At 63.4% G+C, this 14,270-nt stretch carries 13 protein-coding genes; 9 read left to right on the forward strand and 4 right to left on the reverse strand.

What is annotated here, in order from left to right:
- The first annotated feature begins 126 nt into the window (after positions 1-126).
- The 3 genes from ABIA45_RS01935 to ABIA45_RS01945 all read left to right on the forward strand — a co-directional run bounded on the left by ABIA45_RS01935 (position 127) and on the right by ABIA45_RS01945 (position 3,263).
- The gene (locus ABIA45_RS01935; protein WP_404650957.1) at positions 127-1,395 is read left to right on the forward strand and encodes a CaiB/BaiF CoA transferase family protein; all 1,269 of its coding nucleotides are present in this window, start codon (positions 127-129) and stop codon (positions 1,393-1,395) included.
- Positions 1,396-1,484: 89 nt separating this feature from the next.
- Positions 1,485-2,690, forward strand: a complete 1,206-nt coding sequence (locus ABIA45_RS01940) for an acyl-CoA dehydrogenase family protein (RefSeq protein ID WP_271537181.1) — start codon at positions 1,485-1,487, stop codon at positions 2,688-2,690.
- Between the two features lie 9 nt (positions 2,691-2,699).
- Positions 2,700-3,263: a flavin reductase family protein gene (locus ABIA45_RS01945; protein ID WP_404650958.1), complete on the forward strand. Its 564-nt coding sequence runs from the start codon at positions 2,700-2,702 to the stop codon at positions 3,261-3,263.
- A gap of 8 nt (positions 3,264-3,271) precedes the next feature.
- Here the strand turns inward: ABIA45_RS01945 and ABIA45_RS01950 are convergent, their stop codons facing one another.
- Positions 3,272-4,180: an NAD(P)-dependent oxidoreductase gene (locus ABIA45_RS01950; protein ID WP_157285611.1), complete on the reverse strand. Its 909-nt coding sequence runs from the start codon at positions 4,178-4,180 to the stop codon at positions 3,272-3,274.
- A gap of 160 nt (positions 4,181-4,340) precedes the next feature.
- Between ABIA45_RS01950 and ABIA45_RS01955 the strand changes: the two genes are divergently transcribed.
- The 6 genes from ABIA45_RS01955 to ABIA45_RS01980 all read left to right on the forward strand — a co-directional run bounded on the left by ABIA45_RS01955 (position 4,341) and on the right by ABIA45_RS01980 (position 10,657).
- Positions 4,341-5,324, forward strand: coding sequence for an ABC transporter substrate-binding protein (locus tag ABIA45_RS01955; RefSeq protein WP_057028661.1), 984 nt, complete (start codon positions 4,341-4,343; stop codon positions 5,322-5,324).
- A gap of 73 nt (positions 5,325-5,397) precedes the next feature.
- The gene (ilvD, locus tag ABIA45_RS01960; protein ID WP_271537472.1) at positions 5,398-7,092 is read left to right on the forward strand and encodes a dihydroxy-acid dehydratase; all 1,695 of its coding nucleotides are present in this window, start codon (positions 5,398-5,400) and stop codon (positions 7,090-7,092) included.
- A 94-nt stretch (positions 7,093-7,186) separates the two neighbouring features.
- Complete coding sequence (locus ABIA45_RS01965; RefSeq protein ID WP_404650959.1) at positions 7,187-8,032, forward strand: ABC transporter ATP-binding protein; 846 nt, start codon at positions 7,187-7,189, stop codon at positions 8,030-8,032.
- Positions 8,029-8,814, forward strand: coding sequence for an ABC transporter permease (locus ABIA45_RS01970; protein ID WP_404650960.1), 786 nt, complete (start codon positions 8,029-8,031; stop codon positions 8,812-8,814). The genes ABIA45_RS01965 and ABIA45_RS01970 overlap by 4 nt, the downstream gene beginning before the upstream one ends.
- The gene (locus tag ABIA45_RS01975; protein WP_404539430.1) at positions 8,811-9,578 is read left to right on the forward strand and encodes an ABC transporter permease; all 768 of its coding nucleotides are present in this window, start codon (positions 8,811-8,813) and stop codon (positions 9,576-9,578) included. The genes ABIA45_RS01970 and ABIA45_RS01975 overlap by 4 nt, the downstream gene beginning before the upstream one ends.
- A 32-nt stretch (positions 9,579-9,610) precedes the next feature.
- Entirely contained in the window at positions 9,611-10,657 is a 1,047-nt protein-coding gene (locus tag ABIA45_RS01980; protein WP_404539433.1) for a peptidase M29, read from the forward strand.
- Here the strand turns inward: ABIA45_RS01980 and ABIA45_RS01985 are convergent.
- Genes ABIA45_RS01985 through ABIA45_RS01995 form a run of 3 tightly spaced genes read right to left on the reverse strand, consistent with a single transcriptional unit; the run spans position 10,639 to position 14,270 of the window.
- Positions 10,639-11,646: a 3-hydroxybutyryl-CoA dehydrogenase gene (locus ABIA45_RS01985; RefSeq protein WP_404650961.1), complete on the reverse strand. Its 1,008-nt coding sequence runs from the start codon at positions 11,644-11,646 to the stop codon at positions 10,639-10,641. The genes ABIA45_RS01980 and ABIA45_RS01985 overlap by 19 nt on opposite strands.
- A 3-nt stretch (positions 11,647-11,649) precedes the next feature.
- Positions 11,650-12,738 (reverse strand): NAD/NADP octopine/nopaline dehydrogenase family protein, encoded by a 1,089-nt coding sequence (locus tag ABIA45_RS01990; RefSeq protein WP_404650962.1) that lies wholly within the window; start codon positions 12,736-12,738, stop codon positions 11,650-11,652.
- A complete protein-coding gene (locus ABIA45_RS01995; protein WP_404650963.1) occupies positions 12,735-14,270 on the reverse strand; it encodes a class I adenylate-forming enzyme family protein in 1,536 nt (511 codons plus the stop codon). The genes ABIA45_RS01990 and ABIA45_RS01995 overlap by 4 nt, the downstream gene beginning before the upstream one ends.

Consider the following 14,270-nt stretch of genomic DNA (forward strand, 5'->3'; position numbering starts at 1 on the left):
CCGGGTCCTTTTTGCGTTCTGAAGCGATGCCGGCGTGGGACTTGCGAAGTCGGCAGCGCCGGGCTTTAAGCTTGCTCTTGCAGGAAATTCGGCGGCCATAAGCCGATGTAAGGGAGAGCGCGACCGATGCCCACCAAACCTCAATTGCCGTTACGTGCCTCGCAAGGGACGGGAGGGCCGACCGCGCTCGATGGTCTATTGGTCGTCGATTTCACGCGTGTGGTCGCTGGCCCGGCCTGCACCCAGACACTCGCCGACTACGGTGCGCACGTCATCAAGATCGAGAATCCCGATGGCGGCGACGACACGCGCGCCTATGAGCACGCGGAGATTGGAGGTGAGAGCGCCGCCTTTCTCAGCCTGAACCGCAACAAGCGCGGCATCGCGCTCGATCTTGCCGTGCCGGAGGCGCGCGAGATCGCGCTGGACCTGATCCGCAAGGCAGATGTGGTCGTGGAGAATTTTTCGAGCGGGGTCATGAAGAAGTTCGGGCTCGACTATGAATCGGTCGCGCCGTTCAACCCGCGGCTGGTCTATTGCTCAATCTCCGCCTACGGACGCAGTGGACCGTTTGCTTCCCGGCCAGGTTTCGATCCGATCACCCAGGCGGAAAGCGGCTTCATGTCGCTCAATGGATTTGCCGACGGCCCGGCGGTTCGCACCGGCCCGCCCATTGTCGACATGGCGACGGGGATGTCCGCCTGCAATGCCATCCTGCTGGCGCTGCTGGCGCGGGAGCGGCTCGGCCGGGGGCAGCATGTCGAAGTTGCCCTGTTCGACGTTGCGATGGGGATGACCGGTTTCTACGGCATGGCCTATCTCATCAACGGCGAAAATCCCGGCCGGTTCGGCAATTCGCCGAGCGGGTCTCCCACCGTCGGCGTCTACGAGGCCTCAGATGGGCCGCTCTACATGGCCTGCGCCAACGACCGGCTCTACCGCCGGCTTGTGGTCGAGGTGCTGAATCGGCCCGATCTCATCACCGATCCGCAGTTTGCGACGCGCAAAGCCCGTTCGGAGAACAAGGAGCTGCTGCGGGCAGCCATTGCCGAAGTCTTCGCCAGCGATACGCTCGAGAACTGGATGGCGAAGATGAAGCTGGCCAATATCCCGGTCGGCTATCTCCGGACGGTCGAGGAGGGCTTCAATGCCCCCGAGGCTCGCGAGCGCCATCGCTTGAACCGGATTCCGCATCCGACAGCCGAGTGGGTGCCCAACATCGAGCCGCCGATTACGATGAGCCTGACAGGCGCGGTCGACCCCGTCGCGGCACCTCTTTTGGGCGAGCACACCCAGCAGATCCTGCAAGATATGCTCGGCTACGACGAACGTCGGATCGCGGATTTTGGCGAGAAGGGCGCTTTTGGGTTGGTCAAGCCTCCGAGGTCGACTTGAGGCACTGGCTCGGCTTGATTTGGCGAAGGTCCCGCCGCATAAATGTGTGAAAGCGAGGGACACGAATGGCGCCTGGCCAGGAGCCGAGCATGACCCAGCCCGCAGGTCTGCAAGCCGGCGGTGAGGTTTATGCGGCCATGATCGCGAAGGCCCGGAGCCTCCTTCCGCGACTACGGGAGCGGGCGGCACGGACGGAGGAGCTGCGGCATCTGCCTTCGGAAACAGAGACGGATCTTCATGAGGCCGGCTTGTTCCGGATGCTCCAGCCGGCCCGGATTGGTGGCGCTGAGCTCGACTATGTCGCTCTCGTCGATTGCGCTGAACTGCTCGGGCAGGCGGATGCGTCGGTCGCCTGGAATCTCGCCAATCTGGCGAGCCATCATTGGATGCTCGGCATGTTCGAACGACGGGCGCAGGATCTGGTCTGGGGCCGCGATCCGGATACGCTGATTGCATCCTCGTTCATTTTTCCGGCCGGGCGCGCGACGAAAGTCGAGGGCGGATACCAGTTGCGCGGCAGCTGGCCGTTCTCCTCGGGTGTTGCCTCCTGCGAATGGAACATGCTGGCAAGCGTGGTCTATTCCGACGATGAGGCGGACGGTATCGAGTATCGGATCTTCCTGCTACCGAGCGGCGACTACAAGGTACTGGACACCTGGAATGTCGCGGGATTGCGCGGGACGGGGTCGTGCGATGTGGAGGTCAGCGACGCTTTCGTTCCTGACCATATGACCGTCGCCGTAGGGGACCTCTCGGGTGGCCCGACGCCGGGAAGCACGGTCAATCCGAATCCTCTATATGCGCTGCCTGTCTTCTCACTATTTCCTTACGTCCTTTCCGGTGTCGCGCTGGGGAATGCACAGGCGTGCCTTGACGACTACACGGAGGTCGCGCGTCATCGTATTTCGACCTACAACCGTGCCAAGCTGAGCGATTTTCAAAGCACGCAGATCAAGATCGCCGAGGCCTCGGCCAAGATCGACGCTGCGCGCCTGATCATGCGATCGGCTTGTCTCGATGCCATGGAGGACGCGCGGCGCGGCCATATTCCCGATATGGCGACCAAGACCAGATACCGCCGCGACGGATCCTTTTCCGTGAACTTGTGCACGGACGCAGTCTCGATGCTGTTTGCGGCCAGCGGCGCGCGCGGGCTGTTCACGAGCGGCGTGTTACAGCGGCAGTTCCGCGATGCGCACGCGATCAACTCACATCTCGCATTCAACTTCGATGCGGCCGGGACCAACTACGGACGGGTGGCCCTCGGCCTGCCCTCCGAGAATCTCACGCTGTGAGGTCGGCCGATGAATGACTTGCCGAAGCAGCCTCGCGCTCCGGATCCTGCCAACGAGCTCGCGAGCGACAGCTCGCAGATTGATCCTCGCGACTTTCGCAACGCGCTCGGGACGTATGCAACGGGCGTGACGATCATCGCGGCGGCAGCGGCCGACGGCAGGCCGTACGGGCTGACATGCAATTCCTTCGCCTCGGTCTCGCTGAATCCCCCGCTGGTTCTGTGGAGCCTCGTCGTCTATTCCTCGAGCCTGACCGTCTTCCAGAACGCCAGCCATTTCAGCGTCAACGTTCTCGGCGCTTCGCAGCAGGCGCTCGCAAACAAATTCGCAAGATCGTCGGACGACAAGTTCACAGGCGTTGACTGGACCCCTGGCCTCGGCAACGCGCCAGTGCTAGCCGAGAGCGTCGCCAACTTTCAATGCCGCTCCGTGAATCGCTATTATGGCGGTGACCACGTGATCTTTCTCGGCGCGGTCGAGGCATATACCTACAATGCGAAGGAGCCGCTGCTCTTTGCGCGAGGGGCGTTCGGTCGTTTCATAGCCGACGATGAGCGCAAGAACGTGCCGTAACGCGCCCCCTATACTGCTTTGCGCTCTGCCGCCGAAAGCTTGTAGATCTCCAGCGCGTCCGCGTCCGCACCTCGCGCGGCCTTCGCCAGCCTGAAAAGCTGTCCGGCAAGCGCGGCCATCGGCACCGGCGTCGAGGTTGCCTGTGCAACATCGGCGACCGTATCGAGATCCTTGAGCATCGTGGCGATGTGGCCGAGCGGCGGGCTGTGAATGCCGTTGACCATTCGTGGCACGAACAGCTGGAGCGGGATTGAATCCGCAAATCCGCCGGCGAGCGCTTCGGGCAATCGGTTGGCGTCAATTCCGGCGTTCACGGCAAGGCGGGTTGCTTCCGCGAGCACGGCCATCGCGCATCCGACGATCACCTGGTTGCACAGCTTTGTGGTCTGGCCGGCGCCGACCGGGCCCATGTGCGTGAACCTGCGCGCCATGGCCAGCACATAGGGCCGCACCCTCTCGATGTCGCCAGCTTCTCCCCCCGCCATGATGGCGAGCGTGCCTTCCTCGGCGCCCTTCGTGCCCCCGGACACCGGCGCATCGATCCAGCCCGTCCCGTTCGCGTCTTTCAATCGCGTTGCGAGATCGCGCGCCGCGTCGGGATGGATAGACGAGAAGTCGACCACAAGCTTGCCCGCGCCAAGGGCTGCTGCCAGACCTTCGGGCCCGAAGATCACCTCCTCCACCGCCGCCGCATCCGTCACGCACATGAAGACGATATCCGAGCTCGCCAGCAGATCTCGGGGCGTAACCACGTGCTTGGCACCAGCCTCGACGAGCGGCGCCACCTTGCCCTCCGAGCGATTCCAGACAGCGACCTGATAGCCGGCCTTCAGCAGGCGTCGGGTCATCGGCGTTCCCATGAGTCCGAGGCCGAGATAGCCGAGCTTCTCGGTGCGGTTCTTGCTGTCGTCAGCCATAGGTTGCCTCCTTCTGTCGCAGACGCCGCTTTACCATACATAGCCTACCTGCCGGCAAGATCGCCCACCTCGCATGGCTTGCCTGATTGTTTGAACCATGAAACATTTGAGGCGGTCGGGTTGGCGGCGCCAGTCGGCGCCGGAGCAGCGGAGTGGCACGATGCGAACCGTTTCGAAGTGGATCCTGGCTTTGGGGGCGGCAGCCGCCGTGAGCGCGGGCGCAAGCCCGTCATGGGGGCAGCAGACGATCCGCGTCGGCTGGACCATCCCTGCGGAGGAGTCCAAGTACTGGATGATGCGCAGGCCGGCAGAGTTTCCCAATCTCGGCAAGACCTACAACATCGAATGGACCCAATTCCAGGGCACCGCGCCGATGACGCAGGCCCTGGCGGCAGGTGCGCTGGACTGCGCGACGCAGGCGCCGCTCTCCCTCTCCAATGGGGTCGTCGGCGGCAATCTCAAGGCCTATATCGTCGCGCAGCATGTTTTCGAGATGCCCGGCGGCTTCTCGGTTTACTGGGCCGTCAAGGATGACTCGCCCATCAAGTCAATCGCGGATCTCAAGGGCAAGACCGTCGGCATTTCCGTGATCGGTGGCGGTACGCAAGGGCCGTTCAATCTGCTCTTGAAGCAGAATGGCGTCGATCCGGCCAAGGACATCAAGCTGGTCGAGGTCGGCTTTGCCGTCTCCGAGGACGCGCTGCGCCAAGGCCGCGTCGACGCGGTCAATATGAACCAGCCGTTTGCTGCGCGCGCGGAGGCAAAGGGCGGCACAAGGAAGCTGTTCTCGCTCTCCCAGGCCATGCCGAACATCGTGCACATCCTGGAAGCCTGCCGTGCCGATTTCGTCGACAAGAACCCTGAGTTGGTCAAGGCCTATGTCCGCGATATTACCTCGGGCATGAAGAAGGCACTCGCGAACCGCGAGGAGACTCTCAAGGTCGTCAATGAAGTGCTGAAAGCCCCCATCCCGGTGCTTGAGACCTACCTGCTCAAGGACAATGATTTCGGCCGCGATCCGGGTGCTGCGCCGAACTTCCCGGCGATCCAGAAGATGCTGGATATCTATGCAGAGACAGGAATGCTGCCGAAGCTGGATGTCGCACAGTTCAAGCATCCGTCGATCGTCGCGCCGCTGCAATAGAAGCGGGCGAATTGCCGAACCAACATCGTGGCGTTCCGGATCATCCGGGACGCTGCACGAAGAAGATGCATATATGAAGAAGTTGCGATCCCGAGTCACCACAGACGGCCTCGACCGAGCGCCGCATCGTGCATTCATGCGCGCCATGGGGCTCGACGACGCTGCGATTGCGAAGCCGATGGTGGGCATCGTCAGCATGAAGGGTGAGCAGACGCCCTGCAACATGACCCACGACTTCCAGGTAGCTGCAGCCAAGACCGGGATCGAGGAGGCCGGCGGTACACCGCGTGAGTTCTCGACTGTTTCGGTGTCCGACGGCATCAGCATGAATCATGAGGGGATGAAGTTCTCCCTGTTCTCGCGTGAGCTGATCGCCGACTCGATCGAAGCCGTGGTCCATGGGTTGGCCTACGATGCGCTGATCGGATACGGCGGGTGCGACAAGACCCTTCCTGGCGTGATGATGGGAATGGTCCGCTGCAACGTGCCATCCATCTTCATCTATGGCGGCAGCTCGCTGCCCGGGCGCATGGATGGACGTACACTGACGGTGCTCGATTCCTATGAGGCTGTCGGCAGCTTCATGACTGGCGAGATCGACGGCGCCACGCTCGAGCGGATCGAGCGCGCCTGCCTGCCGACGATCGGTGCGTGCGCCGGCCAGTTCACCGCGAACACCATGGGCATGGTATCGGAGGCGATGGGGCTGACCATTCCCAACGTCTCGATGGTGCCCGGTGTCTATTCCGAGCGTGCGCAGATTTCGCGACGCGCCGGCCGACTGATCATGGAGATGCTGGACCGCGGCGGGCCGCTGCCGCGCGACATCGTGACGCGGAAATCCCTGGAGAACGGAGCGGCGATCGTGGCAGCGACGGGCGGCTCGACCAACGCCGCGCTGCACCTGCCGGCGATCGCGAATGAGGCCGGAATTGCATTCAGCATCGATGATGTGGGGGAGGTCTTTGCCAGGACGCCGTTGATCGGCAATCTGCGCCCCGGAGGCAAGTATACGGCGAAGGATGTCTACGATATCGGCGGCGCTGCGGTCATCATTCGCGAGCTGATCCAGAGCGGTCATATCGATGGCGGCTGCTTGTCGATCACCGGCCGCACACTTGCCGAAGAGTACGGTGTGGCCAACGCGCCCGACGGAGAGGTTGTGCACACGGCTCGTGCGCCGATCATGCCTGACGGTGGCGTCGCGGTGCTGAAGGGTAACCTCTGTCCCGATGGGGCGGTGATCAAGGTGGCGGGCTTGAAGAGCCAATTCTTCGAAGGCGTCGCGCGTGTTTTCGAGGATGAAGAAGCCTGCGTCGCAGCCGTTCGTGACCGCAGTTACAAGGCGGGCGAGGTTCTCGTGATCCGCAATGAAGGGCCAGTCGGCGGACCTGGCATGCGTGAGATGCTTGGCGTCACCGCACTGATCTACGGGCAGGGCATGGGTGAAAAAGTGGCGCTGATCACCGATGGCCGGTTCTCCGGCGCGACCCGCGGGATGTGCATCGGCTACGTGTCCCCCGAGGCATTCGTTGGCGGTCCGCTGGCGCTCGTCCGGAATGGTGACAGGATCCGGATCGATGCGGCAAATCGGCGGATGGATGTCCTGCTCGAAGAACAGGAGCTCGCTGCGCGGCGACGCGATTGGAAGCCGCGCCCGCCACGCCACCGTGCAGGTGCGCTGGCAAAATATGCGCGGCTGGTTGGGCAGGCGCCAGGCGGAGCCGTGACGCATGAAGGCCCGGCAGAATGGCCGTGGTTCGAATGACGCACCGCACGGGTGCGAAAATGACAGCCCGTCTGGCAGGCTTCTTGCTAAGCTCGTGCCGCTGAAGCTTCGTGCGAGTAGGACGGAAGGCGGGATGACGGTAGTGTCTGCGAGATCGAGCGAACGGGTGAGACCGGTGACGCACCAAGACCCGGCTTCCGCAATCATCGAGATCGACCGCGTCTCGCAGGTTTTTCAGACCTCGGCACGCAAGGATCATGTTGCGCTGTCGGATATCTCGCTGAGGATCGAGGAGGGAGCTTTCGTCTCCATCCTTGGTCCGTCCGGCTGCGGCAAGTCGACACTGCTCTACATTGTCGGCGGCTTCGTCAGTCCAACCAGCGGCGCGGCGAAGATGAAGGGGCAGGCGATCACGGGGCCCGGTCCGGATCGCGGACCGGTGTTCCAGGAGTTTGCGCTATTTCCCTGGAAGACCGTGCTCGGCAACGTGATGTATGGGCCGCGTCAGCAAGGAATTCGCATCGCCCAGGCCGAAGCGCAGAGCCGGGCGCTGATCGAGATGGTCGGCCTCAAGGGCTACGAGAATTTCTATCCCAAGGAGCTGTCGGGCGGCATGAAGCAGCGCGTGGCGCTGGCGCGGACACTTGCCTACCATCCCGAAGTGCTGCTGATGGACGAGCCGTTCGGGGCGCTTGACGCGCACACGAGGACGCGCCTGCAGAACGATCTTCTGAATATCTGGGAGCGTGACCGCAAGACGGTGCTTTTCGTCACCCATTCGGTCGACGAAGCCGTCTTCCTCTCGGACAAGGTCGTCATGATGTCGAAATCGCCCGGGCGAATCCGGCAGGTCATCGACATCGACCTGCCGCGGCCGCGCCGCCGCAACGAGCTGTTGCTCGATCCGCGTTACCAGAAGTACGTCGTCGATATCGAGCGCATGTTCGACGAGAGCGACGAAGCCGGAGCGCCCGCATGATGTCGGCGGCCGGCATGACCAAGCGCGCTGCCCCGGTGCTCGCCTGCATCGGATTGCTGGTGGTGTGGCAGGTCGCGTCACTGGCGCTGAAGAATGACAGCTTTCCGACCGCGATCGGAGCGATGAAAGCGATTCCGGACATCCTTGGCGACAAGGAATCCCTGATCAATGTTCTGGCCTCGCTCCGGCGCATGGCGATGGGATTTGGCGCGGCCGTGCTCGTGTCGATTCCGCTTGGCCTCTTGATGGGACGTAGCGCCGCAGTTGCGGCCTTCTTCAATCCGCTCCTGATGGTGATCTATCCCGTGCCGAAGGCGGCCTTGATGCCGATCATCATGCTGTGGCTCGGCGTCGGCGACATCACGAAAACGCTCGTGATCTTCCTCGGCGTCAGCCTGCCCGTGATTTATCACAGCTTCGAAGGCGCCAAGGCGGTCGAAGAGAAGATGCTGTGGTCGGGTGCTGCGATGGGGCTCTCGCCGGTGCAGCGTCTGGTGCGGATCGTGCTACCGGCGGCCCTGCCTGAAATTCTGACGGGGTGTCGTACGGGGTTGGTGCTGGCGCTGATCACGATGATCACCAGCGAGATGATTGCCCGTCAGTCCGGTGCCGGAAACATCCTGTTCAACGCGCTCGACATGGGCCAATACGAAACCGTCTTTGCGATGATCATCATCGTGGGAGCGATGGGAATCTGCCTCGACGCGATTTTTGAAAGGGTTCGTGCCAGGCTCGTGCGCTGGTCCGAGCCACAGTTCGACATGCCGCTGAGCTTCTCATGATGTCGCGGCTTCTCTCCCCTAATTTCGTTCTTGGGATTGCTCCGATCGCACTGGTGATCGCGCTGTGGCAAGGCTTGGTGTCTTTCGGCTTCGCGCCGGCAGTTCTGCTGCCGCCGCCGGGCTTCGTCTTCGGCAGGCTGCTCCAGCAACTCGTAACCTCGACGTTCCAGCACGAGATCGCGGCGACCCTGATCAGGCTGTTTGCCGGCTTCGCGATTGCTGTCGTGCTCGGTGTCAGCATCGGCATTGCCGCCGCCGCCAATCCGACGATTAACGCCGTGGTTCGGCCCATCGTGCGCGTATTGGCGCCTTTGCCCAAGGTCGCGCTCTATCCGGCCTTGCTGCTGCTGCTCGGATTTGGCCACGGATCGAAGATCACATTAGTGGCTGCCGACGCTCTTTTCCCGATCCTGCTGTCGACCTATTACGGTGCCTCGACCGTCGAGCAGAAGCTGATCTGGTCGGCTATGGCTGCGGGATCGTCACGCTACGAAATCCTCTTCAAGGTAGTGCTGCCGGCAGCGATGCCGTCGATCCTGACCGGGTGCCGGATTGGCCTTGTCATTTCCTGCATCGTGGTGTTTCTGGCCGAAATGATCACGTCGACGGACGGACTGGGGCACGCCCTCGTGACTGCGGCCAGAACCTTCCAGGCCGTGGACATGTTCGTGCCGCTGATCACGATCTCGCTGCTGGGCTTGATCTTGAACGGCCTGCTGGGAGCCGTGCGCTCGTACTTGCTCCGGGGCTTCCCCGAAGCGTAACTAACAAGAATCCTGAAGACCGGGAGAGAACCATGCTGGCTGATCGTATCGAGGCAAAATGGATCGATGCGTTTTGCGAGATCTTTGAGCGATGCGCCGTCAAGGCCGGCGATACCGCGGCGATCCTGTCGGAGACCCAGTCACGCGCGTTGAACGTCCATCTCGCGGAGCTGGCCCTGCTGCGGATGGGCGCGCGGCCGTTTCATGTGGTGATGCCGACGCGGCGTAACCGGCATATCGTTCCGGTCCGCTCCACCGGGGCGAGCGAGGCGATCCAAAAGCTTGGTCCAGTGATCACGGCGCTTCAGCAGGCCGGCTTCGTCGTGGATTGCACCATCGAAGGACTGATGCATGCGGTGGAGACGCCGGAGATTCTCAAAGCCGGCGCGCGGATCCTGGTGATCTCTAACGAGCATCCCGAAGCGCTGGAGCGCATGGTGCCGGATTCCGCGCTCGAAAAGCGTGTTCGTGCGGCAGCCAAAATGCTGCGCGGAACGAAGCGCATGCGTGTCTCCTCGAAGGCCGGCACGGCGCTCGATGTCGATATGGTCGGCGCGTCGACGGTCGGTGTGTGGGGCTGGACCGACAAGCCCGGCACGCTCGCGCATTGGCCCGGCGGCATCGTCGTCAGCTTTCCCAAGAGCGGGACCATCAACGGCACTCTGGTGATGGCGCCCGGCGACATCAACCTGACCTTCAAGCGCTACCTGACCTCGCCGGTGAAGATGACTCTGAAGGACGACTATGTCGTGGAACTCGAAGGCGAGGGCACGGATGCCGCGATGATGCGCGCTTATCTGGCCGCCTGGAGCGATCGCGAAGCCTATGCCGTGTCGCATGTCGGCTTCGGCATGAATCCCGGTGCGCGCTATGAGGCGCTATCCATGTATGACCAGCGCGACACCAACGGCACCGAGATTCGGGCCGTTTCCGGCAATTTCCTGTTCTCGACCGGCGCGAATGAATTTGCAGGGCGCTACACGGCCGGACATTTCGACCTGCCGATGATGGGAACGACGATCGAGCTCGACGGCGTTGCGGTCGTCCGCGAAGGCGTGCTTCAGGACGTCTTCGGGTAGCCGCGATCGAGCACGGGCGGCCGGGCGAGGTCGAAGTGCCGGAGCAGGTCGACCATGGCCTGCAACCGCTTCACGCGATAAGCATCGACGTCCATCCCGGAGTAATCCAGGAAGCCGGCGCCCGTGCGCAGGCCGATGCGGCCTTCATGCATGTTGCGGGAAATGACCTCCGGCGCGCGATAGCGGTCGCTACCAAGCGCGCCTTCGAGGTAACGGCTGGCGTAGTACAGGATATCGCCGCCGCCCCAATCGATGAATTCGAGCAGCCCGAGTACGGCATAGCGGAAGCCGAAGCCGTAACGGATCGCCTTGTCGATCTCTTCGGCGCTGGCGACGCCTTCCTCGACCATGCGCGCGGCCTCGTTCATTGCCAGCGCCTGGATGCGCGGGACGATGAAACCCGGTGTAGCGGCGCAGACCACCGGCACCTTCCCGATGCCTTCGAGCAGCGTCTTGACCTCGTCGATGACGGCCGGGTCTGTCGCCTTGCCGGGCGAAACCTCGACCAGCGGGATGAGATAGGCCGGGTTGAGCCAGTGCACGTTTAGAAAGCGGCGCGGGTTCACGATTGCGCCCGAGAGATCGTCGACGAGGATGGTCGAGGTCGTTGACGCGATGATCGTTTCAGGGCCGACCCGCTTTGACGCCGCCGCCAATACTTCGCGCTTGAGCTCGACCACCTCAGGAACGCCCTCGAAGACGATGCCGGCCTCGGACAGAGCTGCAGCGCTTCCGCCGGCCGCCACCACCGAGACGCGCGCGCTAAGTGGATCGACATCCGCTTCGGCCAAGAGCCCCAGCTTCGACAGGCTGGCGAAGGTTTTCCTGACTTCGCCAAGCGCGTCCGTTTCCAGCTTGGTGAAGTCCTCCGCGGAACGCGCCTTGATATCGATCATCGTGACCCTGTGCCCTGCATACGCGAAGGCAACGGCAATGCCCCGGCCCATGCGGCCAGCGCCGAGACAGGCGATATTGATGCGACTGGTCATTGATCAGAATCCATTGCGGAGCAGCGTCTGCAATTCAGCCTTGCTGAGATCGCCGAGCCCGAGCGTCTCGAGCGTTCGGCCACCTCGGGCAAAATCTTCGCCGCAGATCGCGCCGCCGATCGACAGGAACGCTTCGGCCAGCGGCGTCGCGACGCCGGCCGACCCGGCGACGGACACCAGCAGCGACAGCCCAAGCCGCAGATCTTCGCGCATGTAACGGTGCTCTGTCAGCACGATCCGCTCGCGCCAATCGCCGGAATCGGTCAGCCGGTCGTGCGAGCCGCGGCCATACATCCAGATCTCGCCTTCCCTCGCGTAATGGTGAGCGAGCGGGAAATGTGGCGCGCCGTAGCCGAGTGCCTCGCGCACCGCCATGCGTTCTGCGTCGAGCGCGTCAGTGACCCGGCGGATCGCGGCTTGCGTACCTTCCTTGTGAATGTCCCAGCGCTCGAAATGTTCGATCGGCCCTGCGTTCATCACGATCAACGGCGGGTGAATGATCGGACCTGCGTTCATCAGGGCGCCCGATAGGGCATCTCCGCAGGGTTCGATGACGTCCGGGAAAGCGCGTCCGATGACTTCGAGCGCATGCGGCGCCTGATCGAGCGGGAACACGCCGACCGGGAGCCGCTTGGCGCGAATGGTGATCGCGACCTCGAAGGGTCCGTGCTTGCGGGTCAGCCAGGGTAGCGTGCCAGTCTCGGCAAAGCTGGCCTTCGCATGGTTGCCGGCATCTCGCGCGACTTGCGCGAAGATCATCGAGCCGAATGTCGCCGGCGGCAGAAAGACGACGTGACCGTCGCGCAGATGCGGCGCGAGCAGGCGAGCGATATCTGCTTGCGCGAAGGCGGGCGCGGGGCACAGGATCAGCTCCGTGCCTTCGACGGCGTCCGCGATGTCGGTCGTGACCAGCGCCAGCTTCACGTCATGACGGCCGTTGTGATCCTTGACCAGAATGCGCGAGCCGGCGGCGCGATGCGCTGCGACCTGATCGGCATCGCGGCGCCAGAGCCGCACCTCGTGCCCCGACAGCGCAAAATCGCCCGCGGCCGCGAAAGAGCCGTTTCCCCCACCCAGAACTGCGATCTTCAAGATGCTTCTCCTTGCGCCCGCGACTGCGCATCAAGCTGCTTCAGCAGGAAATGCTGGACCTTGCCCAGCGCCGTGCGCGGCAGGTCGGTGACGAAGACGATCTCGCGCGGAATTTTGTAGCGCGCGAGTTGCGCCTGAAGATGCGCTCTCAATTCGTCCGCCTCGAGCCGGCAGCCGGATCTCGCAATGACATAGGCGATCGGTACCTCGTCCCAGCGCGGGTCCGGCCGGCCGATCACGGCGCATTCGCTGACATCAGGATGTTCGAGCAGGACGCGCTCGACCTCGGCCGGGTAGACGTTTTCCCCGCCTGAAATGATCATGTTCTTCTTTCGGTCGCGGACCCAGAAATAGCCGTCGGCATCGCGCAGGCCGATATCGCCGGTGCGATACCAGCCGTCCTGCAGCGCCTCGCGCGTTGCGGCGTCGTTGCCCCAATATTCGAAGAACACGTTGGGACCGCGCACCGCGATTTCGCCCGGCGTGCCCGCGGGCAGTTCTTCGCCGGCCTGGTCGATCACCTTTGCCTCGCAACACAGGCCGGCAAGGCCGGTCGATCCCGCGCGCGAAAGATCACCGCCAAGCCGCGTGTAGACCGCGATCGGGCAGGTTTCGGTCGAACCATAGACCTGAAGCACCGGGACGTCGCGCGCGACGAAGCGCTCGATCAGGTGCGGCGGCACGATGGTCGACCCGGTAGCGACGGCCCTGAGGGATGAGAGATCAGCGGTCGCCCAGGCAGCATGCTCGCTCACCGCCTGAAGGATCGCAGGAACCATCACCGTGAGTGTTGGCCGTTCCCGTTCGATAGCCGCAAGCGCGGCGTCCGGCGTGAAGCGCGCATGCACCGTGACCGTCGCGCCCAATTGGAGCGCGGGCGTAGTCTGGATGTTGAGGCCACCGACGTGAAAGAACGGCAGCACGGTCAGCACGTGGTCGTCGGACGTCATGTTGTGCATGTGCTGGCTCATGACGCCGTTCCAGAACAGCGCCTCCTGGCGCAGCACCGCGCCCTTTGGTCGCCCCGTCGTGCCCGACGTGTAGACGATGAGCAGCGGGCTGGAGAGGTCGGTGTGTGGATTTCGGCTCGTGCCGTCACCGCGGGCCAGCAAATCTTCGAATACCGTGCCGCGAGGCGGCGTGAAGTCGAGGCCGACGACGGATGTCCCCACCGCGGTCTGCCCCAGCTCGGCAAGCACTCCGGAAAACGCCTGCTCGAGCACCAGGACCTTGGCGCCGGCATCGCCGAGAATGAACAGCTGCTCGGCGACGGCCAGTCGCCAGTTCAGCGGCACCAGCAGCGCGCCGAGCCGCGCACAGGCGTAAAGCAGAACCAGATAATCTGGCCGGTTCAGGCTTAGAATCGCGACGCGATCGCCGCGGCCGACGCCGAGCTCCCCCTTCAAGGCAGTCGCGGTCCGTTCGATCCGTGCGGCGAATGCCGCGTAACTCAGCCGCTTGCCTTCGAAGGCAATGGCCGTCTTGTCTGGCGCGAACGCCGCGTTGCGGTCGATCAGGCTACAGAGGTCCAC

The sequence above is a fragment of the Bradyrhizobium sp. USDA 336 genome (assembly GCF_044908355.1).
GTDB classification, from domain to species: domain Bacteria; phylum Pseudomonadota; class Alphaproteobacteria; order Rhizobiales; family Xanthobacteraceae; genus Bradyrhizobium; species Bradyrhizobium yuanmingense.